Raw genomic sequence first — 25,650 nt, 5'->3', positions numbered from 1 at the left:
GGATGCAGGTGCAAGACGTGTGTCGGCAGTGGTTCGCCCGTCATGAACGCGCGCGGGACGCGCTCCCGGCCGTCCTGGTCGTGCTCGTCGCCGCGGCGGCGAGCGCCGCCGGGGACGGCGGTTCCGGCTGGCACACGCCCCGGGCAGGTCTGGTGGCCTGGACGGCTCTGGCCTGTCTGCCGCTGGTCGTCCGCAGTCGGTGGCCGCTGCCGGTCGTCCTTGTCACCCTGGCCGTCGACCTCACGCACCTGGTCCTGGTCCCGGACTTCTCCATGGCCCCGGCGGCGAGTCTGGTGGCCCTGTACACCTTCGCCACCAGAACCGGCCGGCGTGCCGCCTGGGCCGCCGGCCTGACCGCTTCCCTCGTGATCACGGTGGTCTACGCGCTCGGCCGGTCCGTGTCGCCGCTCGCCGGGGACAGTCTGCTCCGGTTCGATCTCGCCGTCGCGGCCACCGCGCTCGGCGACGCCGTCCGCAGTCGCCGTCTGCGGCTCGCCGAGGCCGAGGCGCGGGCGGAACGCGCCGAACGCACCCGGGAGGCGGAAGCCCGCCGTCGGGTCACCGACGAGCGCGTCCGCATCGCCCGTGAGCTCCATGACGTGGTCGCCCACCACATCACCCTGGTCAACGCCCAGGCGGGGGTGGCGCACCATCTGATGCGCACCGATCCCGACCGGGCCTACCAGGCGCTCGCCCACATCAAGGACAACAGCCGCAGCGCACTCGACGAGCTGCGGGCCACCGTCGGACTGCTGCGCCAGCCCGACGACGCGCCCGACTCCCGGGTCCCGCTCCCCGGCCTCGACGACCTCGACACCCTCGTCGGCGGTCTTCGGGCAGGCGGCATGCCGGTGCGGATCGAACGGACCGGGCTGCCCAGGCCGGTGGCGCCGACCACCGAACTGACGGCCTACCGGATCGTCCAGGAAGCCCTCACCAACACCCACAAGCACGCCGGGGCCGCGCAGGCGCTGGTGGCCCTGGACTACGGGGCCGACACCCTGCGCGTCACCGTCACTGACGACGGGCGCCCCGGCCGGGCCAAGGGGCCGGGCACCGGGCACGGCCTGATGGGCATGCACGAACGGGCCGCCGCCATCGGCGGCAGCGTCACCACCGGGCCCCGGCCCGAGGGCGGCTTCCGGGTCCATGCGGAACTCCCCCTCACCCTCGTCTCCGACCACCGGTCGGAGCCGCTCGTCCCGAAAGGCCCCCGATGACCATCCGCGTCCTGCTCGCCGACGACCAGGCGCTGCTGCGCGGCACCTTCCGGCTGCTCATCGACGCGCAGCCGGACATGGAGGTCGTCGCGGAGGCGTCGAACGGACGCGAGGCGGTGGAGCTGGCCCGGTCCGAGCGGGCCGACGTGGTGGTGATGGACATCCGGATGCCCGAGGTCGACGGCATCGAGGCCACCCGGCGCATCGGCCAGGACGAGGACCTGGCCGGGGTGAAGGTGCTCGTCCTCACCACCTTCGAGGTGGACGAGTTCGTCGTGCAGGCGCTGCGGGCCGGGGCGAGCGGCTTCCTCGGCAAGGGCGTCGAGCCGGCCCAGCTCCTCGACGCCGTCCGCCTCGTCGTGGCCGGTGAGGCCCTGCTCTCTCCGGCGGCGACCAGAGGGCTGATCGCCAAGTTCCTCTCCCAGCCCTCCCCCGGGGCCCTCGCCGACCCGAACCGGCTCGCCGCCCTCACGCCCCGGGAACGCGAGGTCATGACGCTGGTGGCCACGGGCCTGTCCAACGACCAGATCGCCGAACGCCTGTTCGTCGCGCCGGTGACCGTCAAGACCCACGCCAACCGGGCCATGGCCAAACTCGGCGCCCGCGACCGCGCCCAACTCGTCGTCATCGCCTACGAGACCGGCCTGGTCCGCGCCGGGGAGAGCCAGGCCTGAGCAGCCCGGTCACTCCTGCGCGGTCGTGAGGAAACCGAGGGTGCTGCGTTATGTCTTACGGCGAACAACCGCCAGGCAGATGTGGTTCGCTGCTGGGGTGACTCAGGACTTGGAGATCGTCGCGTTCGCATCCGCCGAGGCGTTCCAGGAATGGCTCGGCGAGAACCACGCCGTCTCGCCCGGCGTGTGGCTCAAGCTTCGCAAGAAGGGCCCCGGAATCGTCGCGCTGGACTATGCCCAGGCGCTCGACGTGGCCCTCTGCTACGGCTGGATCGACGGCCAGAAGGCCGGGCTCGACGACCAGTGGTGGCTCCAGCGGTTCACCCCGCGCAAGCCGCGCAGCAAGTGGTCGAAGATCAACCGGGACAAGGCCACCTCCCTGATCGAGCAGGGCCGGATGCGTCCGCCGGGGCAGGCCGAGGTCGACCGCGCCAAGGCGGACGGCCGATGGGAGGCCGCCTACGACGGGGCGAGGACCGCCACGGTGCCGGACGACCTCGCGGCGGCCCTGACCGCCGACCCGGCCGCCGCGGGGTTCTTCGAGACACTCGACCGGCAGAACCGCTACGCGATCCTGTACCGGATCCAGGACGCCAAGAAGGCCGAGACCCGGGCACGCCGGATCGAGACGTACGTGGCGATGCTGGCGAAGGGCGAGAAGCTCCACCCGTAACCGCCCGGCGTGGCCGAGCGCGTCCGCACGAAGCTGTGCCACGCGGCGCCCGAGGGCTTTGCGTGGCACAGCACGTTTCGTCTCAGGAGGCGGGTCAGCCGGGCAGGTCGCCGATGTACCGGTAGATGGCGTTGGCGGCGTTGACGCCCCAGACCGTGCCGTCGGCGCCTACGCCGATGTCGGACAGCGCTCCGGGGATCTGGAGCCAGGGGTTGGCGGGGGTGGTGTCGCTGTAGGTGTAGTGGTAGATCGAGTCGGCGGGGTCGCAGCCCCACACAGCGGTGCGGGAGCCGACGTCGATTGCCTTGAGGGAGCCGCTGAGGCCCTTCCAGTTGTTGGCGTCCCGGTCGCCGGTGTAGCGGTAGATCTGGTTGGCGGCGTTGCAGCCCCAGACGGTGCCGTCGGCGGCCGCGCCGATGTCGGACAGCGTCCCGGGGATGTTGATCCAGGGGTTGGCGGGGTTGGCGTCGCTGTTGCTGTAGCGGTAGACCGCGCCGGCGGGGTCGACGCCCCAGACGTTGGTCCGGGAGCCCACGGTGATCCGCACGAGCGAGCCGTTGATCTTCTTCCAGTTGGTGCTGTCCTGGTCGCCGGTGTAGCGGAAGATCTCGTGTGCTGCGTTGACGCCCCAGACCGTGCCGTCGGCGGCCGCGCCGATGTCGGACAGTGACTCCCCCGGGATGTAGAGCCAGGGGCTTGCGTCGTTGTTGGTGTAGCGGTAGACCGCGCCGGCGGCGTTGACGCCCCAGACGTTGGTCCGGGAGCCCACTGCGATCCGCGCCAATGCCCCGTCGATGTGCTTCCAGTCGGCCATGCTGACGGTCCCTTTCCAGCTCGGGTGCTGTTCGCCTGCACGCTGCCCGAGCCGGAACGATTCACCCTTAAACCATATTTAAAGGCCAATCAGGTGAATTGGCCCGATATGAAGGTTTGCCTGAGAGTTGGCCGCTCCACGCTGGTCTCACCCGGCTGGCCCAACCATCGAGATGACGCGATCGCGGTCACCCGTGCGGCTGCTTGACTTGCCATCATCCCATCGGCGGCCTGCGGCTCGCCACGCCGCCGGGCCTGCGCGTCGGCGTCAGGAACGAAGGGGGCGCAGGCCGGTGCGGATTTCGCCGACCAGGATCTCGGGCTGTTCCAAGGCCGCGAAGTGCCCGCCCTTGTCGGCCTCGCCGTAGTGGATCAGATTGCTGTAGGTGTCTTCGATCCAGCTGCGGGGCACGCGGGGGATGTCCCTCGGGAAGACGGTCACCGCGACCGGAAGCGTCACCTTGGGGCCGGCGAAAGTGAGCGACCTGTTCTCCCAGTAGATGCGGCCGGACGACGCCGCACTGTTGGTGAACCAGTAGAGGGATATCGCGTCGAGCATGTCGTCGATGCCGAGAGCGTCCTCGGCGAGGCCGTGGTTGTCGGTCTTGGACTGGAACTTCTCGTAGATCCAGGCCGCCTGGCCGGCGGGAGAGTCCGCCAGGGCGAATCCGACGGTCTGCGGCTTCGTGCCCTGAAGGTGGTTCGACCCACCGAGATCGCCGGTGTAGAGGGCGAGGGTCTCCACGGCGTAGCGCTGTTCGGGCGACAGGGTGTCGGGTATCTGCGCGGGAAAGGCGTACTGGGTGTTCAGATGAATTCCGAGCAGCCCTTCAGGTTGCATGGCCCCGAGGACGGTGGTGACGACGGCACCCCAGTCGCCGCCCTGCGCGGCCCATCTCGTGTAGCCGAGTCGCTTCATCAGCTCCGCCCATGCGCTTGCGATGCGCGATACGGTCCATCCGGTCTCCGTGGGTTTCTGGGAGAACCCGAACCCGGGGAGCGACGGGACGACGACGTCGAATGAATCGGCGGCGTCTCCTCCGAACGAAGCCGGATCGGTCAGCGGACCGATCAGCTTCAGGAACTCGACGATCGAGCCCGGCCAGCCGTGGGTGAGTATCAGCGGCATCGCGTGGGGGTTCTTGGATTTGACGTGGATGAAGTGGATGTCCAGCCCGTCGATCTCGGTCAGGAACTGCGGGAAGCGGTTGAGCTCGGACTCGAAGCGCCGCCAGTCGTAGCCGCGCTCCCAGTACTCGACCAGAGATCTGGCGTTCTCCACGCGAACCCCTTGCGACCAGTCGCCCGCAGTCTCCGGATCCGGCCATCGAGTTCTGGACAGTCGTTGCTTGAGGTCGTCGATCGCCGAATCCGGGACCGAGACGGTGAACGGGCGGACGGGGGCCGAGGCCTGTGGCGTCGGTGCGGTCATGGCCTTCTTCTCTTCTCGTGAGCTTCGAAGGGCAGCGCAACTCTTCACTGCACACTGCTGTACAGCCAATCTCACTGTACACCGATGTGCAATACTGGCGCCGTGCCCGCCAAGTCCTCCCGTGCGCGCTCGACGATCGAGACGCGCGATCGCATCCTCGACGTCGCCCTCGACGTGCTGGGAGAGAACCCCGACGCCGGGATGGGCGAGATCGCCTCCGTCGCCGGCGTCGTCCGTCGCACGGTCTACGACCATTTCCCCTCGCGCCTCGACCTGATCCGGACACTCACGGAACGGGCCGTCGCCGAGATGACAGCCGTACTCACCGAAGTCAACGCCTCCGAGGCGGACGCGGACGCGACGTGGGTCGCTTTCGTCGCCCGCCTCTGGCCGGTGGCACACCGGTACCGAGTGCTGCTGGCGCTGCGCCGAGGCGAGTACGGCGAGGCGATCCACGGCCTGCTCGGACCAGTCGACGACCTCCTCGCCGACCTCGTGCAACGGGGCCAGGACACCGAGGTGTTCGCAGAGCACCTGCCGGCGGGCATGCTGAGCCAGGTCGCCTACGGCGTCGTGTTCGCCATCGCGGACAGCGACCTGTCGAACGGCACCCTCGGCGCCCGAGCAGCGACGATCACAAGCCTGATGATGCTGGGAGTTCCCGAGACGCGTGCCCTCGCTCTCGTGGGCGACCAGCCCTGACCAGAGCTTGAGCCATCACCTGCGCGAGGCGCTTCGACCCGTTGACATGGGGATGGGCGCGGTCGGGGGCGGCGTACTCGTCTTCGGGTTCGCCGACGTGCAGGGCGTGAACTCGGGCAGATGCAGATCGACGACGATCTCGTCGCCGTGGCTGACGTTCAGGTCAGCTTCGCGCGACCCGGACGGCGCCGTCCCCGAAGACATCGGCCAGCTCCACCCGGACGCGGCTGCCGCCGATGCTCGCGGGCACGGTCATGCGGACGGTGACATCGTCGAAGGGCGGCTCGTCATCCTCGCCGCGGAAGTCGGTCATGGCCTGGATCCACGTCGGCGCCCAGCCCACGCCGTCCTCGGTCCCGTATGTGCTCTAGCTGAGCTCTTCCTCGTCTGCTGCGGGTCGGCTGCCGGGTGTCGATGTCACTCGGCCCGGTCGGCGGCGGTGAAGAGGTCGAGGAATCCGGACGGCGCGTTGTCGCCGATCATGAGGTTCAGGATGTCGTGCGCCTCGGCGTAGAAGGGTTCGGTTCGGGGGAACAGCGCCTCCTCGTAGGCGGTGAGAGCCGCCTCGACGTCGTCGGGGTGAGCGGCGATCGCCTTGCCGAGTTCGGCGCCGTCGAACATCGCCAGGTTTGCGCCGTCCCCGGACGGCGGCATCAGGTGTGCGGCATCGCCGAGCAGGGTCACTCCGGGCATGCGCTCCCACCGGTGCCCGTCCGGGAGTGCGTGAATCGGGCGGGCGACGGGAGCGGTCTCGCCGTCGGTGATCAGCGCGGTGAGCTCCGGGGCCCAGCCGTCGAACTCGGCCGCGATCCGGGCGGTCGCGGCGGCGGCGTCGGTGAAGTCGACGGCGGCGATCCACTCGGCGGAGCGGTTCAGCTCGACGTACGTGTGCAGGATGTTCCCCGCCTCGCGGTGCGCGATGATCCCCTTGCCCGGGGAGAGTGCGTACATCGCACCGGCACCGACGGCCTCGGCCGCCGCGGGGTGCCGCTCGTCGGCGTCGTGCAGGTAGATGTCGATGAATGTCGTGCCGGTGTACCGGGGTTCGGCGTCGGAGAGCAGTGGGCGGACCTTCGACCAGGCGCCGTCGGCGCCGACGAGGAGACCGGTGGTCACGGCCGTACCGTCGGTGAAGGTCAGCTCGTGTCGGCCGTCGCCGAGGGGCCGGACGCCGGTGACCTTGTGTCCCCACCGGACCGTCCCGTCGGGCAGGGAGTCGAGCAGGATCCGGCGCAGGTCTCCGCGGAGCACCTCGGGACGCCGGCCCGTGCCGTCGTCGGGAGCGTCGAACAGCAGCTTGCCGTCCTGGTCGAGCACGCGCGACGCCTCGGCGCCCTCGTGGATGATCGCGCGGAACTCGTCCGTGAGGCCGGCCTCGGCGAGCGCGCGCTGCCCGTCGGACTCGTGGATGTCGAGCTGGCCGCCCTGCGTGCGGGACCTCTCCGAGGGATCGGCCTCGTAGACCGTCGCCGGGATGCCGTGGACGTGCAGGACCCGGGCGAGGGTCAGGCCGCCGAGGCCGGCGCCGACGATGGCGATCGGATGGTGGCTGGTGTTCATGGGCTTCCTCGTTTCCGCAGGGCGCAGCGTCGGGCACGTGTCCGACATCTATTTGGACCGGCGTTCCATTAGGAATATGGAACACCGGTCCAGCGTGTGTCAAAATGAGGTCATGCAGCGGACGCGAGGAAGAGCACCCACCGGGGGTCGGGCCGGCGCCCTCTCACAAGAGCTGATCGTCGGCGCGGCCGTCTCACTGCTGGACGAGCTGGGCGAGCGGGGGCTCACCTTCAGGCTGCTGGCCAAAGAGCTGAACACCGGGCCCGGCGCGCTGTACTGGCACGTGTCGAACAAGGACGAGCTGGTCGCCCTGGCCGCCGATCAGGTGCTCGGCCTCGCCTTCGCCGGGCACCCGGGTCCCGAGGAAGAGGCCGGCTCCGGGCTGCGCTCGCTTGCCGTCGCCGTCTTCGACGCCCTTGACCGGCACCCCTGGGCGGCGTCCCACGTCTCCGCACCGCCCACGCTGGCGAACGCACTGCGCCTGCTCGACCGCATCGGCACCCTGGTCGCACGCACCGGGCTGCCGGCCGAACGGCATTTCGCGGTCTCCACCGCGATCTCCTACTACATCACCGGCGTCAGCGCCCAGATCATCACCCCGCGCATCACCCACGACCCGGCCGTCAGCCGCGACGACTTCCTCGCCCGGACCGCCCAACGCTGGGAAGCACTCGACCCGGCCGACTATCCCTTCCTGACGCGCACCACCCAGCACCTGCGCGACCATGCCGATCGTGACCAGTTCATCGCCGGCCTCGACATGCTCCTGAAGGGCTTGAACACGACCGCGGACCCGCGACCGCCCGCATGACGCCGCGGCCGACCGACTGCGGCCCTTGCCCGCGCGCTCACCGCACGGAGCGCTCCAAAACAGCCCGGTGGTCGGAAACCCACCGACCGGCCGCCTGAACGTGCCGCACCGCCCCCGCGTCACGGAGCCGGGCCATGGCGACGTCACCCGCGTCGGCCTGCCTCTCGATGCCCCGCCAGCACCGGTCCTGCCACCACAAGATCGTGGACACGAGACGGTGCCGGTCCGGCAACGCGTAGCTGTCGGCGATCAGCCTCATGCGCCGGGCCGCCTCGCCGACGTCGGTGACCGAAGGGCCCAGATCGAGGTACTGCCAGCAGACGTGAGCGACGTCGTGGATCCGCGCGCCAGGCGCAGCAAGGTCCCAGTCGATGAACGCCGTGGGGCGAAGCTCGCCCCTGGACGGGCGGTAGACGGTGTTCCTGGGCGACAGGTCGTTGTGACACACGACCTCTTGGTCGCCGGCCAGCGGGGTGCCGGCCGTCAGGTCGTGGAACTCACGCACGAGGCGGGCGACCGTCACCAGACTCTCGTCGGATGTCACAGCGGCGGGTTGTTGCGGCTCCCACGCCACATGGCCATCGAGGTAGCCGAGGACTTCACGGCCCTCGTCATCCACACCGAGATACCGCGGGGCACCACTCCAGCCATTGGCTTCGAGCAACCTCAGCAGATCACCCACGAACGTCGTGCGGGCCGAGGCCGGACGGCGCACCGTCTCCCCGACACGAACGACCGCATTGACGAAACCCCCGGGCAAGGACGACTCAGTCATCCGTCCACCCTGCCTGATCACCCGCACCTGACGACCTGCCATCGCAGTCGGCGTCGAGTCGGGTCCGCAGGGCACAGAGCTTCGGCGAGCGCGGCGGCGGATCAAGGTGCTGGAGCAGGCGAGCGAGGTCCAGCGGCGGGCCGCGGCCTGTCTGCCGCGGCGCATCCAGCGCGCGAGGCGCACCCGTCATACGGACAGCGCATCGCCGTTCGCCGGTTCAGCGGCCGACCCGGGAGGCTACAGGCCCAGGTCGAGGGCCAGGCACGAGTAGTGCTTCCAGCTGCCTTCGGGGGTGTACGAGTCCTTGGGGCCGCCGGGGGTGACCTCCACCTCCTCGGTCATCTGGTCGAAGCGGATGCGCTCGGGGAGCCGGCCGAACCGGGCGTGACGCAGCTCCGCCGCGGCGGCGTCCGTGGTGAGTTCCTTCTTCATGACCATTCTCCACTTCGTGGATCGCGTCCCTGCTCGTCGCCTGGACGGCTATCAGCATGCCCCTCCCTGCGTCACCAGTCAAGGCGGTGACGTAAGCGTGAGGCCCGGCCCCACGGGCGTCTGGCCGACTCCACGGCCAGCACAGCGGCCGGACGGCGCCGATTACGGCGCTCCGCACGTGGCCAGCGCGGTTCGCGCCAGCCCGCGCAGCCAGGCGTGGGCGCGGTCCGTGTCGTAACGCTGATGCCACGACAGGTACACCGGTGCCGACGGCAGTTCGAGCGGGAGAGGGAGCACGACCAGGCCGAGGTCGGCGACCGCTGACCTCGTGGTGGCCTCCGGGACGCTGATCAGGAGGTCGGAGCCGCGCGCGAACTCCAGCGCGGCCGCTTCCGTGGGCGCGGTCGCCACCACGCGGCGGGCGAGGCCGAGCCGCTCGAGGGCGTCGTCGATGGCATTGGCGAGGTTTCCACGACGCGAGACGGTGACGTGCTCGGCGGCGGCGTACCGCTGTGCGGTGACGCTCCTGACGCGGGTGAGGGGGTGCCCCTGCCTCACGACGATGACGAGGTGGGTCTCACCCACGTGCTCGGCACGGATGTCCGGTGCGCTCGGGCGGTTGGCGTTCGCCTCCAGGTCGACCTCGCCGCGCCGCAACTCGGGGGTGTCGATGCTCGATTCCGCGACGAAGCGCAATCGCACGCCCGGGGCCTGTCCGCGCACGGCCGCGAGCAGTGCGGGACCGCTCATGGCGACCAGGGAATCGTGCCAGCGGAGTGTGAAGGTGCGCTCCAGCGTTGCCAGATCGAGTTCACGGCTCGGTGCCAGCACCCCCTGGACCTGGTGCAGCAGCTCATGCACCTGTTCCCGGACGGCGATCGCGTACGGCGTCGGGGTCATCGTGCGACCGGTGCGCACCAGGATCTGATCCCCGGTCGTGCGCCGGATTCGGCCCAGACTCCGGCTCATCGCGGGGGCGGTGACGTGCAGGCGCGCGGCCGCTCCGGCCACACTGCCCTCCTCCAGCAGCGCGTCGAGTGCGGCCAGCAGATTCAAATCCAATTGCATGTGAGTAATCCTAGCCTTGCCTGACATGCATTTGAAGTTAATCGTAGGGCTGCATACCGTGAGGCGAAAGCTCAAGCAGCAACGTGCAGTTCGGCCCTCGACCGGCCTCAGCACCCCTCCTCTGACGGGAATACCCCCATGTTCGAAACGCTTCAGACCACCGACGTCGTCGCCTCCGACGCCGACCTGCTCGTCCAGACCGCGATCGCCGTGCGGGAGGCGGGTTCGGCACTGCGCGACCGCTTCGGCGATGTGGTCCGTCACCAGACCCGCGAAGAGCTCATGCGGGCGCTCGCCGCCAACGACGCCACGGCCCTCGATCTCCTGCGCCCCCGCCTCACGCGCCTGCGCCCGGACGCCGGCTGGGTGGCGGACGAACTGGACGGCGGGGCGCTGCCGCCCGGCGAATGGTGGGTCGTGGATCCGGCCGAAGGCAACGTCAACCACCTGCACGCCCTGCCGGAGTGGGCGGTGACCGCCACCCTCGTGCGTGAGAACCAGCCGGTGCTCACCGCGGTCCACCTGCCGTTGACCGGCGAGACCTACACCGCGCTCACCGGCGCCGGCGCCCACCTCGACGGCCGGCCGCTGCACGTCTCCGGGACCGCGGACCTCGGCCTGAGCATCGTGGCCACCAGCCAGGCCCGGCCGGACGAGGAGGAAAAGGTCGTGCGGCGCGTCGGCTCCTCGATCACCGCGATGCTCTTCGACGCGCTCGTCGTCCGCGCCGCCGTGCCCGCGACCCTGCACCTGCTGAACGTGGCCGCCGGCCGGATCGACGTCTTCTGGCAGTTCGCCGGTGCCCGCGCGGACCTGCTTCCGGGAGCGCTGCTCGTCACCGAGGCCGGCGGACGGATCTCCGACGCCGAGGGCCGCCCCTGGACCCCACAGAGCCTGAGCTTCCTGGCTGCCGCGCCCGGCGTCCACGCCGAGGCCGTAGCCACACTCTCGCGCTGACCGCGCACCACGACCCGCACGCACGGAAGGACGGGATCATCATGACCACGATCGCAGTTCTCGGAAACGGCCGCGTCGGCGGCAACCTGGCCGCGGCCCTCGCCCGGGCAGGACACGAAGTGACCGTGGCGGACCGCACGCCGGGCGTCGCCGCCGACGCCGCCAGGACTGCCCGGATCGTCATCAACGCCACCCCGGGTGCCGGCTCGCTGGACCGGCTGGCCGCTCTGCGCGAGGAACTCCGGGACAAGATCCTCGTCGACGTCTCCAACGCCACGACCGACGGACCGGACGGACTGCCCGCCGATCTGCTCTACCCCGGCTCGAGCCTCGCCGAACGACTCCAGGAAGCGCTCCCGGGAACGCGCGTCGTCAAGACCCTCAACACCATGCTTTTCCCGGTGATGGCCTCGCCGGCAACGCTCTCCCGGACGCCGACCGCGTTCCTCTCCGGCGAGGACCCGCAGGCCAAGGGGGCCGTCCGCGAACTGCTCACCGACCTCGGCTGGCAGAAGGAATGGATCACCGACCTCGGCGGGATCCGAACCGCCCGCGCCACGGAGGCCGCGGTCCTGTTCGTACCGCACATCATCCGGTCCGCCGGATTCACACCCTTCGCGATCTCCATCGCCCGCTGACTGTCGGGCCGCGCGGGCACGGCCGGCTGCGCCGCCCGGCGGGTTCAGACGGTGATGGTCTTGTACTCGGTGTAGGTGCCGAGGCCGACCGCACCGTACTCGCGGCCCACGCCGCTGGCCTTGAAGCCGCCGAAGGGACCGTCGAAGGCGACGGAGGCGCCGTTGACCGTGACGGTGCCGGTGCGGACGCGGCGGGCGACGGCCAGGGCGTGTTCCTCGTCGGCGGACCAGACGCCGCCGGAAAGGCCGTACTCGGAGTCGTTGGCGATGCGGACGGCGTCGTCCTCGTCGTCGTACGCGATGACGACCAGGACCGGGCCGAAGATCTCCTCCTGGGCGATCCGCATGGAGTTGTCGACGTCGGCGAAGACGGTGGGCGTGACGTAGTTGCCCTTCTCCAGCCCCTCGGGGACCTGCGGGCCGCCGGTGACGAGGCGGGCGCCCTCGTCGATGCCGAGCCGGATGTAGTCGCGTACGCGCTGCTGCTGGTCGGGGCGGATCATCGGGCCGATGAAGGTGTCGGGGTCGTTCGGGTCGCCCACCTTCAGCGACTCGACCAGCTCCTTCAGCGCCGTCACCACCTCCTCGTACCGCTCGCGCGGGGCCAGGATGCGGGTCTGCGCGATGCAGGACTCGCCGTTGTTGAGCAGGGAGCCGAACTTCAGGCCCGTGACCGCCTTCTCGATGTCGGCGTCCGGCAGGATGATCGCCGCGGACTTGCCGCCCAGCTCCAGACTGACCCGCTTCAGCTGCTCGCCCGCGATGGCGGCGATACGGCGGCCGGCCCGCGTCGACCCGGTGAAGGCGATCTTGTCGACCTGTGGGTGCGAGATCAGGTGCTCGCTGGTCTCCCGGTCGGCGGGCAGCACGCTGATCACCCCCTCGGGCAGGCCGACCCGCTCCAGCAGCTCGGCCAGGAAGCCCATGCTCAGCGAATTCTCCGGGGACACCTTGAGGACCACGGAGTTGCCCGCGACCAGGGCGGGGATGATCTTCGAGGTGGCGGAGGAGAACGGCGAGTTCCACGGGATCACCGCGGCCACGACGCCGATCGCCTCCCGGCGCACCACGCTGCGCACCGGGGACGCCGGGTCAGAGGGCGCCAGGGTCTCCTCCCAGCCGAACTCCTCCGCCGCCTTGAGATAGGCGTTGGCCTGCCGGGTCAGGCCGGGCTGTCCGGCGCGGGTGAACCAGCAGGCCGAGCCGTTCTCCAGGGAGATCAGGTGCGCGATCTTCTCGGCGTTCTCCTCACGGAGCGCGTTGAACCCGCGCAGGGCCGCGATCCGCTGTGCGGGCGGGGTGAGACGCCACTCACCGGCCTCGAAAGAGGCCCGTGCCGCGGCCACCGCGCGGTCGATGTCCGCGGGCCGGGCCTGGGCGGCGCGGCCGACCACCGACCTGTCGTGCGGCGAGGTGATGTCGAGCAGTTGTGGAGCGCTCGGCTGGACCCAGGAGCCTCCGATGAAAAGCCGGTCGTAGATGGTCACGTGCGTTCCTCTTCATTCCTGCAGGCAAAGTGTCACTTCAATGTAGCATTTATATATGCTAGAGGCACACAATCGAAGCACTACAACACCCATGAGCCTCACCGAGGCTTGGGCCCTCGTGCGGCCGTCGCCGTCACCGGTTTGACAGGTGACGAACGTTGTGCGAAGGTCGTCACATCATTGAGCCGCGCGGTGAAACGCACGAGAGGGATCCACATGATCAACAGGCGCACCTTCAGCAAGGCTGTCGGCCTGAGCACCGGCGCCACCGCGGTCTCGCTGTCCGGCCTCCAGAGCAGCGCGTCGGCCGCGGCCCCGAAGCCCACGGCGGGCGGTCCTCCCGCTCCCACGGTGCCCACCATCCCGCCCGGCACCCACACGGAGTTCAGCTCGCTCAAGCACGTGAAGGCGGGCGTCCTGGACATCGGGTACGCCGAGGCGGGCCCCGCGCACGGTCCGGTGGTCCTCCTGCTGCACGGCTGGCCCTATGACATCCACAGCTTCGTCGACGTCGCCCCACTCCTCGCCGACCAGGGCTACCGCGTTGTCGTCCCGTACCTGCGCGGCCACGGCAGCACCCGCTTCCTGTCCGGGCACACCCCGCGCAACGCCGAGCAGTCGGCCATCGCGCTGGACATCATCGCCTTCATGGACGCCCTCAAGATCCACCAGGCGGTCCTCGCCGGCTTCGACTGGGGCTCGCGCACCGCGGACATCATCGCCGCCCTGTGGCCGGAGCGGGTCAAGGCGCTCGTCTCCACCAGCGGCTACCTGATCACCAATGTGAAGGCCCAGCTGGAACCCGCCGCCCCGGCCGTGGAGCACAACTGGTGGTACCAGTGGTACTTCGCCAGCGACCGCGGCAAGAAGGCGATGGAGAACGAGGACCAGCGCATCGCGCTGTGCCGCTACGTGTGGACGCTCGTCTCGCCGAACTGGAACTTCGACGACGCCACCTTCGCGCGCACCGCCCAGGCCTTCAAGAACCCCGACTACGCCGCCATCGTCCTCTACAACTACCGCTGGCGCATCGGCCTGATCGAGGGCGACCGCCGCTACGACCGCTACGAGAAGCAGCTCGCGGCCCAGCCCCCGATCCACGTCCCCACGGTCACCCTCGACGCGGCCCTCGACCCCTTCACCCCGCCCGGCGACGGCGCCGCCTACCGCGACCACTTCACCGGCCCGTACCAGCACCGGACCATCGCGAACATCGGCCACAACCTGCCGCAGGAGGCACCCACCACCTTCGCCCAGGCCGTGGTCGACGCCGACCGTCTCTGAGTCCCGGTGGAGATCCGGTGGGGCGAAGTCACGTGGTGGAGTCGGCCGACAACGGCGGAACCGTGCACCCTGGCATGCGACGCGGTGGTGCTGCTGCCCGCCGGGGCCACCTGGCTCCGTAACCGAGAGCCGACGCCGTTGGCCGCACTGCGCGGCTCTTGCCAATACTCCAGCCGTAGATCGTGATCCTGCTCGTGTGGACGCCGCGGAAATGGCCGGCGTTGATCATCTGGACGAGATCGCCCACACCATCCGCGGCATCCGTCCCTTGCCCGCTTACTCCGGTCCCCCGAGGCGGAGGGCGTCCTCAATCTCCCTGAGCTTCTCAGAGGACAGCACGCCTGCCCGCTCGACCAGGTCGTCCCGGGACACGATGGTCAGCCACGTGCAAGGGGTGAAGCCTGGACGCGGGAGCGCGAACCGCAGCACGCCTTCAAAGGGCAGTCCCTCCGTGGCGCCCACCGTCACTTCGACGCCCAGACCGCTGATGTCGACGCCCGCCGGAGGGACGACCTGCATCGCCCGGAACCCGGACGCCTCGTCTCCCGGCAGCGGCACGACCGGCCGTCGCTCATCAAACTCGACCCACCAGACTTCGAAAACTGGTGCACCACCGTTGGTCATCGGGTGGCTGGAGTTCCGAAGGGGCCCGTCACATAGGGAGTGAGAACAGCCGTACTGACCCTGAGGGCCACCGGGCATCGTCGCGCAGGGGCGTCACCATGGTCCGCAGCGGCATGGTGACCAGGCGGCCTTCGGGTTGTTCGACGAGTACGTCCTTGTCGAGCGGGTGCCAGCCGAGGCGCTGGTAGAGCGACACGAGGGGAGGCCGGCAGAAGAGGAGTGCGTGGTGAGGACCCATCGTTCGGGCGTGTTCCAGGGCAGCCGTGACGACGAGGCGAGCGAGGCCCTGACCTTGCATGGCGGGTGAGACGGCCACCCCGCCGACGCCCACCACCTCTGTCTCGGCGTCGCCGATCGCAACAAGTAGTCGCAGCAGGCCGGTGTGTGCCACGAGGCGGCCATCGTGCCGGATGCCGAAGTGCTCCTCTTTCGGCAGCCAGGTCAGACCGGTCCAGGCGACACCGAAGGGGTCATCGCCGGTGCCAAGGATCTCCTCCTGGTCCGCCTTCGTGTACTGGGCGAGCCGCACCACAGTCGGTGCCACAGTGGATCGGTTCTCGGACATTTCCACATGATGATCTCTCCGCCGAGCACTGGCCAAGCGATTCCCCAGCCGATCTGCGCCGTCCAAAGCAGGTGGGCCGGGCGCCGTTCGGTCAGGAACGTCACACTCGCCCTTCCAGGGCGACCGCGTCCGCGGTCACGGCCCCTGCCCGGAGGGCGGCGGCGAGCCCGGTCACCGGTCGAACCGGGAAAGGCGCCGGGCTTGCGGACCAGGGCCTCCAGGTAGTGGACCAGTTGGGCAGCGGCTGCGGCAACGGGCGTTCGGGGCACACGTGACTCCGGCTCCACGGCATGCGGCCGGGAGGGCGCCGTCCCTCCCGGCCGCGTCGGCGTTCGGCTCACGCCACCACCTTTCGTCACCACCTTGACAGGTGACGAGAGGCATGACAGGTTGATCACCTGCCAGGACGGTGACGCAACAGTGAGGGGTTTGGTCATGGCCAGCATCAAGAGTGGGCGCAAGCGCCTGGTGACGGGCGCGGTCGCCACGGTCGCCGCGGGTCTGGCCCTGGGCGCGTTCGCCGTCGGCGGGAGCGCCAGCGGCGCGACGAACAACGCCCGGGCGAACAGCCACACCAAGCCCACGATCGTCCTGGAGCACGGCGCCTTCGCCGACGGCTCCAGCTGGAACGGCGTCATCACCGCGCTGCGCGCCGACGGATTCCCGGTCGTCGCCGCGGCCAACCCGCTGCGCGGCCCGTCCTCCGACGCCGCGGCCCTGCGCACGGTCCTCGACCACGTCAAGGGCCCGAAGATCCTCGTCGGCCACTCCTACGGCGGCAACGTCATCACCGAGGCCGCCACCGGCGACCCCGACGTCAAGGCCCTGGTCTACGTCGCGGCCTTCCTGCCGGCCCCCGGGGAAAGCGCCCTGGAACTCACCGGCAAGTACCCCGGCTCCACCCTCCCGGACGCCCTCGACCCGGTCACCTATCGGCAGGCCGACGGCTCCACCGCCACCGACCTGTACATTCAGCAGGACAAGTTCCGCCACCAGTTCGCCGCCGACGTGCCCGCCGACCAGGCCGCGCTGATGGCCGCCGAGCAGCGGCCCATCGCCCAGTCCGCCCTGGCGGAGAAGGCCACCAGCGCCGCCTGGAAGACCATCCCCAGCTGGGACATCGTCACCACCCGCGACCTCAACATCCCCGCGGCCGTGCAGCGTTTCATGGCCAAGCGGGCCCACGCCCACACCACCGAGGTCGCCGCGTCCCACTCGGTCGCCGTCTCCCACCCCCGCCTGGTGGCCGGTGTGATCGAGCGGGCCGCCCACGCCACCGTGCGCTGACCCACCCGGAGGGCGGCGGGGCGGACGCCCCGCCGCCCCGGGAGCTGCCACGGACACCGCACGGCACACCTCACGGGTGCGCGGAGCACGGGAGAATGGACGCCATGACCTCACACACCGACCCCCGTGCGCTCGGGAAGTTCCTCAAGGCGCGCCGGGCTCAACTGGATCCCGAGGACTGCGGTCTGCCCGAGGCGGACGCCCCGCGCCGGGTCGCCGGTCTGCGCCGCGAGGAGGTCGCCCAGCTCGCCGCGATCAGCGTGGACTACTACATCCGGCTCGAACAGGGCCGGGTACGCGCCTCCGCGCCCGTGCTCGCCACCCTGGTCCGCGCCCTGCGCCTCGACGGCGACCAGCAGAGCTACCTCTACGAACTCGCGGGACGCACAGACGACCGCCCGCGCCGCCGCCCGCCCGTCCAGCAGGTGCGGCCCGCCATGCGCCGCCTGCTCGACCAGCTCGACGGGACGCCCGCGCTGGTCCTCGGCCGGCGCCTGGACATCCTGGCCTGGAACCAGGCCGCCGCCGCCCTCTACACCGACTTCGCCGGGATCCCGGCCGACCGGCGCAACTACCTGCGCCTGATGTTCACCGACCCGGAGATCCGGAAGATGCACCGGGAGTGGAGCCACGACGCCCGGGACGCCGTCGCCGCCCTGCGCATGGCGGCCGCCGCCGACCCGGACGACCCGGAGCTGGACGGCCTGGTCGCCGAACTGTCCGCGCGGGACGCGGACTTCCGCACCTGGTGGGCCGAGCACCGCGTCAACAGCGCGACCTACGGGACCAAGCAGTACCGGCACCCCTTGGTCGGCGACCTCACCCTCGACTGCGACACCTGGAACGGTGCCGACGGTTCCGGACAGCGGCTGATGGTCCTCACCGCCGAGACCGGCACCCCCTCCCACGACGCCCTGCGCATCCTCACCTCCTGGACCCCCGATCGGGCGGAACCGCACCGGGCACGCGCGCCGCGCGGCTGAACCCGCGCTCCGGCATATCCCCCTGCCGCCCCCTGCCGAAGCGGCGACGGAAGCGCTCGCCCTTCCCGGCGACACCTCGCTCACGTCACGGCCGCCATCGCCTCACCCGGTTGACCATGTCGGCTGCAACTGTCACTTCGATGTAGTAGTTGATTCCTCGTATTGCACCTCGAAGAGGCACTATCTGTCTCAGGTTGCACATCCGGCCATTACAATCGGGCCGGTGAGAGCCGACGCAGCACGCAATCTGCAAGCCGTCCTGACCACCGGGGCGCGCATGCTCGCAGCCGACCCGGGCGCGAGCATCGCGAGCATCGCCGCCGAGGCGGGAGTGGACCGGCGCACGGTCTACCGGCGCTTCGCCTCCCGCGAGGACCTCCTCGCCGCGATCTACGAAGCCAGGCTGAAGGCGGTCGAGGACGCCGTCGAGGACGCCCGGCTGCGGGAGGCGCCCGTGGCCGTCGCACTGCACCGCTACGTGGAGAACGTCATCGGCGTGAACCGCACCTGGCCGGTCGACCTGAGCCGGATGCTCGCCGACGACACCGTCCGCGCCCGCCGTGACGCCTCGGTGCGCGAGGTCGACTCCTTCCTCGAACGGGCCACCGACGAAGACCTGTTGCGCCGGGATCTGCCGCGGGGATGGGCGAGCGCGCTGCTGCCGCAGCTGATGCACCTGGTGAACCGCCAACTGCCGGAGCTGACCCCCGGGCAGGCCGCGGACGTCGTCGTCGACACCCTGCTGAACGGCCTCGGGACCCCCTGACACACCGCGCGGCGGACTGCTGATGCTCAGCCGTCGCGGGTTCGCGGACTGGCGGCGGTGCTCGTGAGTCGGTCGCCGAGCGCGCTTCTCCGGTACAGCACGTGCCGTCCGTCGCGTGTCCGGGTGACCAGTCCTGTGGAGTGCAGGACACGCAGATGTTGCGAGACGGCGCTTGGGGTGACCTTGAGCCGCCGGGCGAGCTCCACGGTGGGCAGCGGCTCCTCCAGGAGGCCGAGCAGTCTCGCTCGGGGTGAACCGAGCAGAGACACCAGGGCGGTTGTATCGACGGTCGGCATCTCCGAGCCCCACAGCGTGGCCACCCCCCGGCTGGGATAGACGAGGCTCGGCGGCTCGTCCGGGCTGACGGGGGGCGCGGGCTGGTGCGCGAACACGGACGGCAGGAGCAACAGCCCCCGGCCGGATGCCACGACCCGGTGCCTGCTGATCATCTTGTGGATGTACAGCTCGCCGCTTTGCCAGCGCAGGTTCGGGTGCATGTCGGCGAACAGCAGTCGGGCGCCCCCCAGAGCGAGCTGGCGGGCGCGGTAGGTCATGTCGGCTTCCAGCACCAGTCGCATCTGCGGCCACATCGGCTCGATGGCCACCTCCCAGTACTGCCGCAGGAGATCGCAGATGGCATCGCGGAGTCTGGTGACAGGTGCGTCCTCGGCGGCGGTGGCGTCGCGGAGCGCTTCGGGAACAGGGTCCGGCGCGTGCGCAAGCAGCAGGTCGTGCCGGACCCGAGCGCAGGACGCCTGACGGACGACGGAGAGTTCTTCTTCGAAGGCCGGTGCGAAGCTCGTGGGATTCGGGGTCAGGAAGTCGGGGAGGGTGCGCCGCTGGGCGACCAGGGACATCAGTAGACCGGTGTCGAGCCTGCCGAGTCGTCCGAGTACGGACCTGCGCCAGGGCAGATGCAGCGCCGACAGGCCCGGATCCTGCAGCACGCGCAGGCTGAACAAGGTTTCGTTCAGGGGTGAGAGGGCGAAGCGGGTGTCCGCGAGGTCGTCGACCCCGAGCACGAAGCTGATCATTAAGCTCTACGCTACATCGATTGGCGGCGCCGCGTCGATGCCGTGGACTTCCTCTCATGACAGACACAACTCAGGTGCAGCGCACGGCGGTTGTCACCGGCGCGGCACGGGGAGTCGGCACCGCTGCGGCCAGGCGTCCGGCCGGCGGCGGCCTGACGGTCGGCGTGATCGACCTGGTCGAGCCGGACTGCGCCGAGACTGTGGAGGCCGTCACCGGTATCGGCGGAGCAGCTCTGGCTGTCGCCGCTGACGCGGGCATCGCCGGGGCCGGACCTCGCGCCGACCCCGCGAAGGCGGGTCCGATCGCATCCACCCCGTCGCCCGCTCTCCGGCTCCGACCGTATGGCATGACGGCGAACGCCATCGCGCCGGGATCCGTCGTGAGCGGCATGAGCAGGGCCTCGGCCCGGCGGCTCGGCCTGCGCTTCGAGGAGTTCCGGCGCGGGGCGGCGCAGTCCCTCCCGGTCGGCCGGGTGGGACTGCGTGAGTTGGTCTCCGGCCGGGTCATCTGCGTCGCGGCGGCCCGGCGGGCTGAAGGATGAGCCGCCGGACGGTCCTGATCCTGGCTGTCACCTGCGCCGTGGCAGTGGGCAACATCTACTTTCCGCAGGCCGTCGGTCCACTGGTCGCCGCCGGACTGCATGTGCCGCCCGATTCGGCCGCCGCGGTGGTGACCGCCACTCAGGCCGGCTACACGGCCGGGACGGTCTTGCTGGTGCCGCTCGGCGACCGGCTCCCGCACCGCTCGTTCCTCGTCGTCCTCCTCGCCCTGACCGGCCTGGCTCTGCTCGCAGGGGGTTGCGCACCGACTCTGCCGGCCCTCATCGCCGCCAGCACCCTTGTCGGCCTGACCACCGTGGGCGCGCAGATCGTAGGCCCCCTGGCGGCCGGTCTCGTGGCCGCCGACCGCCAAGGAGCGGTGATCGGCACCCTGCTGAGCGGATCGACCGGCGGCATGCTGCTGGCTCGGACCTTCAGCGGCACGCTCGGAGAGTGGCTGGGCTGGCGGGCCCCCTATCTGGTCGCCGCGGTCCTGGCCCTGCTCCTCGCCACCGTCCTGGCGTTCGCGGTGCCGACCACAACACCGTCCTCCCGCCAGCCGTACACAGCGCTCCTGGCCGAGCCGCTGCGCCTGCTGCGCACCGAGCCGGACCTGCGCCGCTCGTGCCTCTACCAGGCAACCGTCTTCGCCGGGTTCTCCGCGGTCTGGACCTGCCTGGCTCTCCTGCTCAACGGACCGGCCTACGGGCTGGGTGCCCAGGCGGCAGGAATGATCGCCCTGGTCGGCGCGGCGACCATGGTCTGCACCCCGCTCGCCGGCCGTCTGACGGACCGCTACGGCCCCGATCCGGTGAACCTGGTCTGCCTGCTCGGCGTCCTCGTCTCCGCCGTGATTCTCACTGCCGGCGCCCGTGGCGGCACGCTGGGCCTGACCTTCCTGACAGTCGGCACACTGCTGCTCGACACCTCGATGCAGTCCGGCATGGTCGCCAATCAGGTCCGCGTCCACGCCCTGCGCGTCGACGCGCGCAGCAGGCTCAACACCGCCTACATGACCTGCGCCTACGTCGGCGGCAGCGCAGGTTCCTGGCTCGGGATACGCGTCTGGAGCCGGGCCGGCTGGTGGGGCGTGTGCGTGCTCGTCGCGCTGCTTGCCGCACTGGCCCTGGCCCGCCACCTACTGGCGCTGTACAAGTTCGGGGAAGACCCGACCGGGGACCGCGCGGCGCACGCGGACGGCCGCAGCCGCCTGTCCCGGTGAGGAGGTACGCCGGGACGGGAAGCAGCACGGGCGCGGGGTGTCCGCTCGCTCCACCGTTGTTCTACTCCGGCCCGGCCGCCTGGCGAAGGTGCCTGCTCACGTCGCCGACCAGGTTGATGCGAACCCGGCGCTGCACGAACCGCCACCGACCGTCCCGGCGCTCGAAGCGGTCGTGGTACCGGCCGCCGGCGATGGCTTGAAGGGGCAGGCCGGGCAGGGCCTGAAGCACGGTGACGTACGAGCGGGCCGCCGCCGTGTCCGCTTCCTCGTCGACCTCTACGGCGACGTTGGTGGTGACGTGCTGGGTCCGCGGGGTGCCGTCGGGGTAGACGATCACGGTGTCGCGGAACATCTTCGCGATCGCGTCGCGTCCGCTCACCGGCTCGCCGCTGCCCGTGAAGACCGCGTCGGCGAGGAGTTCGCCGACTCCGTCGAAGTCCCCGTCGTCCACCAGTTCGGCGTACCGGGCGATCAGGTTCTCGACGGCGCGGTGGCTCGGTGTCCGGTCTGCGGGCGTACGGGGGGATGCGGACATGGTCGCCTCCAGGCGGGACGGGCCGGGGGTACGCGCGCCGCCTCTGGCCCCGGAGCTGCGGGGCGGCCGGTCGAGTCACACCCCCGGCGGGTGACTGAACATCCTTCAGGAGTAACCGTCTTGACGGGTGACGGAAGCGCATGCAAGCCTTTCGTTACCGGTCAGACCGGTTACTTCTCAGTGAGGACACATCCCATGGCAGTCGTACGCTTCCACCTCGTCTCCACGCTCGCCCCCAAGGACGTGCTGGGGGTGCTGACCGACTTCGGCCCCTCCCGCCCCGAGACCTGGCCCACCATCGACGCGGACCACTTCGAGGTCCACGACCTCGGCGACACCTGGGCCGAGGTCACCGAGGGCACCGCCGCCGCCTGGGAGCGGGCCCGCTACGCATGGCGGCCCGGCGGCGACACCGTCACCGTCAGCACCCTCGACTCCAAGCTCTTCGGCGCCGGCGGCGGCTGGGTGTTCAGGTTGACCCCCGAGGGCGACGGCACCCGCGTCGACGTCGAGCTCACCCGGCAGCCGGCCACCCTCAAGGGCAAGGTGCTCGCCTCCCTGCTCCCCCTCGCCGCCCCCGGCTCCCTGCGCAAGTCCTTCGCGGGCCCCCTCCAGGCCAAGTGACCCCGGCACGAAGGGGCCGGCCCCTTCGTCATGCCTTCGTGGGCGGGGTCACTTTCCGGCACCGAGGCCCGCGGTGAAGAAATCAGTGAGCTCCGCGACGGCCGGGTCGACGTACTCCTTCTTGTCATAGAGGTCGACGTGGCTCGCGCCCCCGATCCAGTGCAGTTCCTTCGGGCCGGTGGCACGCTGGTGGACGTCGACGGCCATCCACGAGGTGACGGCACGGGTGCCGACGATCTGCAACAGCGGACGGTCGCCGAGCAGCGGTACGGCCTGGAAGGCGTCGAAGGCGGCCATCTTGTCTACGCTCTCCCAGACGAAGAACTTCGCGGACCGCTCGTGCGCCCCGCGGGGCGTGCAGTAGTAGTCGAAGCCGTCGGCACCGTGCTCACCGGCGAGCGCGGCCTGTTCGGCCGTCTCCGGGAAGATCGGCAGGACCGCCGGCTCCGCGCCGCGGGCGGCAGCGGTACGGGCCTGGGCGGCGGCGTCCAGCATGCCCTGGAAGACGGCGGGGTCCTGGGTGCCGTCGGCACCGAGGCGGAACTGGCGGGCGATGTCGACACCGCTGACGGTGGCCACCGCCTTGATCCGGTGGTCGCCTCCGGTGGCGGTGAGCACGTAGCCGCCGGAGGCGCAGATGCCCAGGGCGCCGATGCGGTCGGCGTCGACCTCGTCGCGTGTGGTGAGGAAGGAGACGGCGGCCTTGAGGTCCTCGACCCGGTGGGCGGGGTCCTCCAGACCGCGCGGCAGACCGCCGGACTCTCCCTGGAAGGCGGAGTCGAAGGCGAGCGCGACGAAGCCCTGTTCGGCCAGCCGGCCGGCGTACAGACCGGCCGTCTGCTCCTTGACCCCGCTGCCGGGGTGACCGACCACGATCGCGGGCCGTGGGCCCCGTGCCGCGGTGTCAGGGATGTAGAGGTGACCGAGGATCTCGATCCCGGCGCTGTCGAAGGTGACACGGGTCCTGGGCATGGGGGAACTCTCCTTAGGGTGACGCTGAAGTCCGGGGGCCGCCGCACCGGTCGGTCGGCTCGGTGTCCGCACCGTCCGGGCCGGGCACACACCCACCATGCGTCCGGCCGGCCCCGGCCGGGAGAGCCAGGTTTCTGCCTGGGAAGGATCCTGCCCCCTCACCCCTGCGTCGCGCCGAGGTCGCCCGGCTGGACCAGCTCGGCCACACCGTCACCGTCAACCCGGTCGAAGGCGTGGCCCGACCGGTCAGGGACCAAGTGCCCGGCGGACCGGACGACCACCGGGCACCCAGTTCGGTCAGTGCGGGGACGGGGAGGCGCACCGGAAGCTGGACGCGAGGGTCGGGTCTCCGTGGCCCTTGTAGCGGGACACCGCGGGGTAGCTGCACAGGTCGTGCTCGACCTGCCTGCCGTCGGCGTTGATCAGCGTGGCGGGCAGCGTCCGGGGCGCCTTGCCGTGCTCGACCCAGGAGGTCAGCGCGGCCAGGCCGTCGGTCGAACCGTCAGCGCCGTCGAGGCCGCAGTGGGCGGTGCTCGGCGCGATGAACAGACGGTAGAAGTCGGCGGTCTTCCTGGCGCTCCCGATCTCCCGCACGACCTGGTCGCGGTACCGCACCGTGCCGTCGGCGGGGATGAACTGGTCGGCGCCCCCGTGCCAGGTGAGCAGCTTGCCACCGGACTTGCGGAAGGCGGACAGGTCCGGGTCGTCGGTGCCGATGACCTTGTCGTACTCGGTCTCGGACTGCCTGAACAGCCGGGTGAAGTCGCTGTAGGTGATCTTCGAGACGTCGAAGGACGGGTCCTTCTTCAGGAACAGCTGGACCCAGAGGGCGGGCACCGGGAAGGGCACGCCCTTGACCGTGCCGTCGGTGTCGGTCGTGCTGCCGGCCAGGCCGCTCAGGTCGGCGCCCACCGGGACGCCGGCCCACAGCTTCTTGCCCGAGGCGGTGCGCGGGCCGTCCCAGATCTTGCGGACCACGTTCGCGTCGGCCGCCGTGATGGTCAGCTCCTTGCCGTCGCACACGACCTTGGTGCCGATCAGCCGGCGGGGGTCGAAGTCGCAGCGGGACGCGTCGTCGACCAGGCCGTCCTGGACACCGTCGAGCTTGTCGCAGGCCTTTACGGCGGCCTTGGTGAAGGCCTTGAACTCGCAGTCGGTCGGGAAGGTCCTCTCGTTGTTCATGACCACCTGCGGCCACAGGGTGGCGACCTCGAACTCGTCCCAGCTGACTGCGGGCGCGTCCGCGAGGATGCCGTCGTAGTCGTCGGGGTAGCGCTGGGCCTCCATGTAGCCCTCGCGTCCGCCGGTGGAACAGCCGGTGAAGTAGGAGAAGGCGGCGCGCTTGCCGTACACCCCGTGCACGACCTCCTTGCCGACGACCGCGGCCTCGTGCTGGGAGCGGGAGGCGAAGTTCTCCAACAGCGCGGCGTTCACCCGGCCCTTGCTCTTCAGCACCCAGCCGGTGTCGAGGACGTCGCCGATGCCCGCGTCCGTGGTGGTGGCCGCGTAGCCGTTCTTCACGGCGGTGGCCAGTCCGACGCCGTTGTCACCGGCGCTGTAGGCGCTGCCGCCGATGGCCTGGAAACGGCCGTTCCACATGGTCAGGGGCAGCCAGGTCTGCACCTTGGCGTGGTCGTCGTCCCCCGGGTGGGTGAGGGTGACCGTCACCTGGCAGAAGGCGGGGACGCCGGAGACGTCCCCGCCGAGCAGGCCGGTGCCGTGGATGGTGCCACCGGCCTGGCGGACCGCCGTCACGGACTCCACCTTCGTGCCGGACGGGGTCTGCACCGACGGCGCCGTACAGGCCGGGGCCGTGGAGAGTGAGGTCAGGGGCTCCGCCGAGGCGGTCGGCAGGTACACCGCCGCAGCCAGCGGCACGCCGGCCGCGAGGACAGTGAGAGCTTTCTTCATGGCTTTCCCATCAGAGAAGTAGGTGTGCACCCGGCTGCGGCGACACATGTGCGCGACATAT

Annotated in this window: 28 protein-coding genes; 14 read left to right on the top strand and 14 right to left on the bottom strand. The window is 70.5% G+C overall.

The genetic code is table 11. The annotated features are described in order from the left end of the window. Window positions 1-2 precede the first annotated feature (2 nt). The 3 genes from AB0G52_RS22200 to AB0G52_RS22190 all read left to right on the top strand — a co-directional run bounded on the left by AB0G52_RS22200 (window position 3) and on the right by AB0G52_RS22190 (window position 2,567). Entirely contained in the window at window positions 3-1,220 is a 1,218-nt protein-coding gene (locus tag AB0G52_RS22200; protein ID WP_361338066.1) for a sensor histidine kinase, read from the top strand. Continuing rightward, complete coding sequence (locus tag AB0G52_RS22195; RefSeq protein ID WP_361338064.1) at window positions 1,217-1,894, top strand: response regulator transcription factor; 678 nt, start codon at window positions 1,217-1,219, stop codon at window positions 1,892-1,894. The genes AB0G52_RS22200 and AB0G52_RS22195 overlap by 4 nt, the downstream gene beginning before the upstream one ends. A gap of 79 nt (window positions 1,895-1,973) precedes the next feature. Then, window positions 1,974-2,567 (top strand): YdeI/OmpD-associated family protein, encoded by a 594-nt coding sequence (locus AB0G52_RS22190; RefSeq protein ID WP_132887706.1) that lies wholly within the window; start codon window positions 1,974-1,976, stop codon window positions 2,565-2,567. 94 nt (window positions 2,568-2,661) lie between these two features. Here the strand turns inward: AB0G52_RS22190 and AB0G52_RS22185 are convergent, their stop codons facing one another. Together AB0G52_RS22185 and AB0G52_RS22180 are read right to left on the bottom strand one after the other, a co-directional pair. After that, window positions 2,662-3,381 (bottom strand): tectonin domain-containing protein, encoded by a 720-nt coding sequence (locus tag AB0G52_RS22185; RefSeq protein WP_132887585.1) that lies wholly within the window; start codon window positions 3,379-3,381, stop codon window positions 2,662-2,664. A gap of 267 nt (window positions 3,382-3,648) precedes the next feature. Further along, the gene (locus AB0G52_RS22180) at window positions 3,649-4,812 is read right to left on the bottom strand and encodes an epoxide hydrolase family protein (protein ID WP_361338061.1); all 1,164 of its coding nucleotides are present in this window, start codon (window positions 4,810-4,812) and stop codon (window positions 3,649-3,651) included. A 102-nt stretch (window positions 4,813-4,914) separates the two neighbouring features. Here AB0G52_RS22180 and AB0G52_RS22175 point away from each other — a divergent pair, with 102 nt between their 5' ends. Then, window positions 4,915-5,514 carry a TetR/AcrR family transcriptional regulator gene (locus tag AB0G52_RS22175; RefSeq protein ID WP_132887583.1) on the top strand — a complete coding sequence of 200 codons (600 nt, stop codon included), beginning with the start codon at window positions 4,915-4,917 and terminating at the stop codon, window positions 5,512-5,514. Window positions 5,515-5,677: 163 nt separating this feature from the next. On the opposite strand, the gene AB0G52_RS22170 is transcribed toward AB0G52_RS22175, so the two are convergent. Both AB0G52_RS22170 and AB0G52_RS22165 read right to left on the bottom strand, forming a co-directional pair. Then, window positions 5,678-5,827, bottom strand: a complete 150-nt coding sequence (locus tag AB0G52_RS22170) for a hypothetical protein (protein WP_207921650.1) — start codon at window positions 5,825-5,827, stop codon at window positions 5,678-5,680. Between the two features lie 104 nt (window positions 5,828-5,931). Beyond that, complete coding sequence (locus AB0G52_RS22165) at window positions 5,932-7,074, bottom strand: NAD(P)/FAD-dependent oxidoreductase (RefSeq protein WP_132887582.1); 1,143 nt, start codon at window positions 7,072-7,074, stop codon at window positions 5,932-5,934. Window positions 7,075-7,186: 112 nt separating this feature from the next. On the opposite strand from AB0G52_RS22165, the gene AB0G52_RS22160 reads away from it, so the two are divergent. Beyond that, window positions 7,187-7,885, top strand: a complete 699-nt coding sequence (locus AB0G52_RS22160; RefSeq protein ID WP_165939280.1) for a TetR/AcrR family transcriptional regulator C-terminal domain-containing protein — start codon at window positions 7,187-7,189, stop codon at window positions 7,883-7,885. 37 nt (window positions 7,886-7,922) lie between these two features. Here AB0G52_RS22160 and AB0G52_RS22155 read toward each other — a convergent pair whose 3' ends face one another. From AB0G52_RS22155 to AB0G52_RS22145, 3 genes are all read right to left on the bottom strand, one after another. Next, entirely contained in the window at window positions 7,923-8,660 is a 738-nt protein-coding gene (locus AB0G52_RS22155) for a phosphotransferase (RefSeq protein WP_361338058.1), read from the bottom strand. Between the two features lie 237 nt (window positions 8,661-8,897). Beyond that, window positions 8,898-9,092, bottom strand: a complete 195-nt coding sequence (locus AB0G52_RS22150; RefSeq protein WP_132887579.1) for a hypothetical protein — start codon at window positions 9,090-9,092, stop codon at window positions 8,898-8,900. A 162-nt stretch (window positions 9,093-9,254) separates the two neighbouring features. Continuing rightward, entirely contained in the window at window positions 9,255-10,160 is a 906-nt protein-coding gene (locus AB0G52_RS22145; protein WP_361338056.1) for a LysR family transcriptional regulator, read from the bottom strand. Window positions 10,161-10,298: 138 nt separating this feature from the next. On the opposite strand from AB0G52_RS22145, the gene AB0G52_RS22140 reads away from it, so the two are divergent. Both AB0G52_RS22140 and AB0G52_RS22135 read left to right on the top strand, forming a co-directional pair. After that, entirely contained in the window at window positions 10,299-11,117 is an 819-nt protein-coding gene (locus AB0G52_RS22140; RefSeq protein WP_361338054.1) for an inositol monophosphatase family protein, read from the top strand. Between the two features lie 41 nt (window positions 11,118-11,158). Continuing rightward, the gene (locus tag AB0G52_RS22135) at window positions 11,159-11,755 is read left to right on the top strand and encodes an NAD(P)-binding domain-containing protein (protein WP_361338052.1); all 597 of its coding nucleotides are present in this window, start codon (window positions 11,159-11,161) and stop codon (window positions 11,753-11,755) included. Window positions 11,756-11,799: 44 nt separating this feature from the next. Here the strand turns inward: AB0G52_RS22135 and AB0G52_RS22130 are convergent, their stop codons facing one another. Beyond that, the gene (locus AB0G52_RS22130) at window positions 11,800-13,242 is read right to left on the bottom strand and encodes an aldehyde dehydrogenase (protein ID WP_361338051.1); all 1,443 of its coding nucleotides are present in this window, start codon (window positions 13,240-13,242) and stop codon (window positions 11,800-11,802) included. A 216-nt stretch (window positions 13,243-13,458) separates the two neighbouring features. Here AB0G52_RS22130 and AB0G52_RS22125 point away from each other — a divergent pair, with 216 nt between their 5' ends. Continuing rightward, window positions 13,459-14,526: an alpha/beta hydrolase gene (locus tag AB0G52_RS22125; RefSeq protein WP_361338049.1), complete on the top strand. Its 1,068-nt coding sequence runs from the start codon at window positions 13,459-13,461 to the stop codon at window positions 14,524-14,526. Window positions 14,527-14,802: 276 nt separating this feature from the next. On the opposite strand, the gene AB0G52_RS22120 is transcribed toward AB0G52_RS22125, so the two are convergent. Beyond that, complete coding sequence (locus AB0G52_RS22120; protein ID WP_361338047.1) at window positions 14,803-15,150, bottom strand: type II toxin-antitoxin system PemK/MazF family toxin; 348 nt, start codon at window positions 15,148-15,150, stop codon at window positions 14,803-14,805. A gap of 28 nt (window positions 15,151-15,178) precedes the next feature. Then, window positions 15,179-15,715 (bottom strand): GNAT family N-acetyltransferase, encoded by a 537-nt coding sequence (locus AB0G52_RS22115; protein WP_361338045.1) that lies wholly within the window; start codon window positions 15,713-15,715, stop codon window positions 15,179-15,181. Between the two features lie 435 nt (window positions 15,716-16,150). On the opposite strand from AB0G52_RS22115, the gene AB0G52_RS22110 reads away from it, so the two are divergent. The 3 genes from AB0G52_RS22110 (at window position 16,151) to AB0G52_RS22100 (ending at window position 18,751) form a co-directional block, all read left to right on the top strand. After that, a complete protein-coding gene (locus tag AB0G52_RS22110) occupies window positions 16,151-17,002 on the top strand; it encodes an alpha/beta hydrolase (protein ID WP_361338043.1) in 852 nt (283 codons plus the stop codon). Window positions 17,003-17,106: 104 nt separating this feature from the next. Then, entirely contained in the window at window positions 17,107-17,985 is an 879-nt protein-coding gene (locus tag AB0G52_RS22105; RefSeq protein WP_361338041.1) for a helix-turn-helix domain-containing protein, read from the top strand. Between the two features lie 277 nt (window positions 17,986-18,262). Next, on the top strand, window positions 18,263-18,751 hold the full coding sequence (locus tag AB0G52_RS22100) for a TetR/AcrR family transcriptional regulator (protein WP_361338095.1): 489 nt from the start codon (window positions 18,263-18,265) through the stop codon (window positions 18,749-18,751). A gap of 26 nt (window positions 18,752-18,777) precedes the next feature. Here AB0G52_RS22100 and AB0G52_RS22095 read toward each other — a convergent pair whose 3' ends face one another. Then, window positions 18,778-19,785, bottom strand: a complete 1,008-nt coding sequence (locus AB0G52_RS22095; protein ID WP_361338039.1) for a helix-turn-helix domain-containing protein — start codon at window positions 19,783-19,785, stop codon at window positions 18,778-18,780. A 56-nt stretch (window positions 19,786-19,841) separates the two neighbouring features. Here AB0G52_RS22095 and AB0G52_RS22090 point away from each other — a divergent pair, with 56 nt between their 5' ends. Continuing rightward, window positions 19,842-20,327 (top strand): hypothetical protein, encoded by a 486-nt coding sequence (locus AB0G52_RS22090; protein WP_361338037.1) that lies wholly within the window; start codon window positions 19,842-19,844, stop codon window positions 20,325-20,327. After that, complete coding sequence (locus tag AB0G52_RS22085) at window positions 20,324-21,547, top strand: MFS transporter (RefSeq protein ID WP_361338035.1); 1,224 nt, start codon at window positions 20,324-20,326, stop codon at window positions 21,545-21,547. The genes AB0G52_RS22090 and AB0G52_RS22085 overlap by 4 nt, the downstream gene beginning before the upstream one ends. A gap of 61 nt (window positions 21,548-21,608) precedes the next feature. On the opposite strand, the gene AB0G52_RS22080 is transcribed toward AB0G52_RS22085, so the two are convergent. Continuing rightward, window positions 21,609-22,082, bottom strand: a complete 474-nt coding sequence (locus AB0G52_RS22080; protein ID WP_361338033.1) for a nuclear transport factor 2 family protein — start codon at window positions 22,080-22,082, stop codon at window positions 21,609-21,611. 195 nt (window positions 22,083-22,277) lie between these two features. Between AB0G52_RS22080 and AB0G52_RS22075 the strand changes: the two genes are divergently transcribed. Further along, window positions 22,278-22,706 (top strand): hypothetical protein, encoded by a 429-nt coding sequence (locus tag AB0G52_RS22075; protein ID WP_361338031.1) that lies wholly within the window; start codon window positions 22,278-22,280, stop codon window positions 22,704-22,706. Between the two features lie 48 nt (window positions 22,707-22,754). Here the strand turns inward: AB0G52_RS22075 and AB0G52_RS22070 are convergent, their stop codons facing one another. Both AB0G52_RS22070 and AB0G52_RS22065 read right to left on the bottom strand, forming a co-directional pair. After that, window positions 22,755-23,678 carry an alpha/beta hydrolase gene (locus AB0G52_RS22070; RefSeq protein WP_361338029.1) on the bottom strand — a complete coding sequence of 308 codons (924 nt, stop codon included), beginning with the start codon at window positions 23,676-23,678 and terminating at the stop codon, window positions 22,755-22,757. Between the two features lie 297 nt (window positions 23,679-23,975). After that, entirely contained in the window at window positions 23,976-25,589 is a 1,614-nt protein-coding gene (locus AB0G52_RS22065) for a tannase/feruloyl esterase family alpha/beta hydrolase (RefSeq protein WP_361338027.1), read from the bottom strand. Between the last annotated feature and the right edge of the window lie 61 nt (window positions 25,590-25,650).

The sequence above is a fragment of the Streptomyces sp. NPDC021562 genome (genome assembly GCF_040640875.1).
GTDB lineage: Bacteria > Actinomycetota > Actinomycetes > Streptomycetales > Streptomycetaceae > Streptomyces.
Note: the sequence above shows the minus strand (reverse complement) of the source record. Positions and strands in the feature narration are given on the sequence as shown.

Coding starts and splice junctions, on each gene's coding strand:
- AB0G52_RS22185 (WP_132887585.1), bottom strand. CDS start 3,381: ATGGCCGACTGGAAGCACATCGACGGGGCATTGGCGCGGATCGCAGTG.
- AB0G52_RS22115 (WP_361338045.1), bottom strand. CDS start 15,715: ATGTCCGAGAACCGATCCACTGTGGCACCGACTGTGGTGCGGCTCGCC.
- AB0G52_RS22120 (WP_361338047.1), bottom strand. CDS start 15,150: ATGACCAACGGTGGTGCACCAGTTTTCGAAGTCTGGTGGGTCGAGTTT.
- AB0G52_RS22075 (WP_361338031.1), top strand. CDS start 22,278: ATGGCAGTCGTACGCTTCCACCTCGTCTCCACGCTCGCCCCCAAGGAC.
- AB0G52_RS22140 (WP_361338054.1), top strand. CDS start 10,299: ATGTTCGAAACGCTTCAGACCACCGACGTCGTCGCCTCCGACGCCGAC.
- AB0G52_RS22110 (WP_361338043.1), top strand. CDS start 16,151: ATGGCCAGCATCAAGAGTGGGCGCAAGCGCCTGGTGACGGGCGCGGTC.
- AB0G52_RS22095 (WP_361338039.1), bottom strand. CDS start 19,785: ATGATCAGCTTCGTGCTCGGGGTCGACGACCTCGCGGACACCCGCTTC.
- AB0G52_RS22135 (WP_361338052.1), top strand. CDS start 11,159: ATGACCACGATCGCAGTTCTCGGAAACGGCCGCGTCGGCGGCAACCTG.
- AB0G52_RS22065 (WP_361338027.1), bottom strand. CDS start 25,589: ATGAAGAAAGCTCTCACTGTCCTCGCGGCCGGCGTGCCGCTGGCTGCG.
- AB0G52_RS22090 (WP_361338037.1), top strand. CDS start 19,842: ATGACAGACACAACTCAGGTGCAGCGCACGGCGGTTGTCACCGGCGCG.
- AB0G52_RS22190 (WP_132887706.1), top strand. CDS start 1,974: ATGTGGTTCGCTGCTGGGGTGACTCAGGACTTGGAGATCGTCGCGTTC.
- AB0G52_RS22195 (WP_361338064.1), top strand. CDS start 1,217: ATGACCATCCGCGTCCTGCTCGCCGACGACCAGGCGCTGCTGCGCGGC.
- AB0G52_RS22160 (WP_165939280.1), top strand. CDS start 7,187: ATGCAGCGGACGCGAGGAAGAGCACCCACCGGGGGTCGGGCCGGCGCC.
- AB0G52_RS22150 (WP_132887579.1), bottom strand. CDS start 9,092: ATGAAGAAGGAACTCACCACGGACGCCGCCGCGGCGGAGCTGCGTCAC.
- AB0G52_RS22145 (WP_361338056.1), bottom strand. CDS start 10,160: ATGCAATTGGATTTGAATCTGCTGGCCGCACTCGACGCGCTGCTGGAG.
- AB0G52_RS22170 (WP_207921650.1), bottom strand. CDS start 5,827: ATGACCGACTTCCGCGGCGAGGATGACGAGCCGCCCTTCGACGATGTC.
- AB0G52_RS22105 (WP_361338041.1), top strand. CDS start 17,107: ATGACCTCACACACCGACCCCCGTGCGCTCGGGAAGTTCCTCAAGGCG.
- AB0G52_RS22200 (WP_361338066.1), top strand. CDS start 3: ATGCAGGTGCAAGACGTGTGTCGGCAGTGGTTCGCCCGTCATGAACGC.
- AB0G52_RS22085 (WP_361338035.1), top strand. CDS start 20,324: ATGAGCCGCCGGACGGTCCTGATCCTGGCTGTCACCTGCGCCGTGGCA.
- AB0G52_RS22155 (WP_361338058.1), bottom strand. CDS start 8,660: ATGACTGAGTCGTCCTTGCCCGGGGGTTTCGTCAATGCGGTCGTTCGT.
- AB0G52_RS22070 (WP_361338029.1), bottom strand. CDS start 23,678: ATGCCCAGGACCCGTGTCACCTTCGACAGCGCCGGGATCGAGATCCTC.
- AB0G52_RS22125 (WP_361338049.1), top strand. CDS start 13,459: ATGATCAACAGGCGCACCTTCAGCAAGGCTGTCGGCCTGAGCACCGGC.
- AB0G52_RS22165 (WP_132887582.1), bottom strand. CDS start 7,074: ATGAACACCAGCCACCATCCGATCGCCATCGTCGGCGCCGGCCTCGGC.
- AB0G52_RS22100 (WP_361338095.1), top strand. CDS start 18,263: ATGCTCGCAGCCGACCCGGGCGCGAGCATCGCGAGCATCGCCGCCGAG.
- AB0G52_RS22180 (WP_361338061.1), bottom strand. CDS start 4,812: ATGACCGCACCGACGCCACAGGCCTCGGCCCCCGTCCGCCCGTTCACC.
- AB0G52_RS22080 (WP_361338033.1), bottom strand. CDS start 22,082: ATGTCCGCATCCCCCCGTACGCCCGCAGACCGGACACCGAGCCACCGC.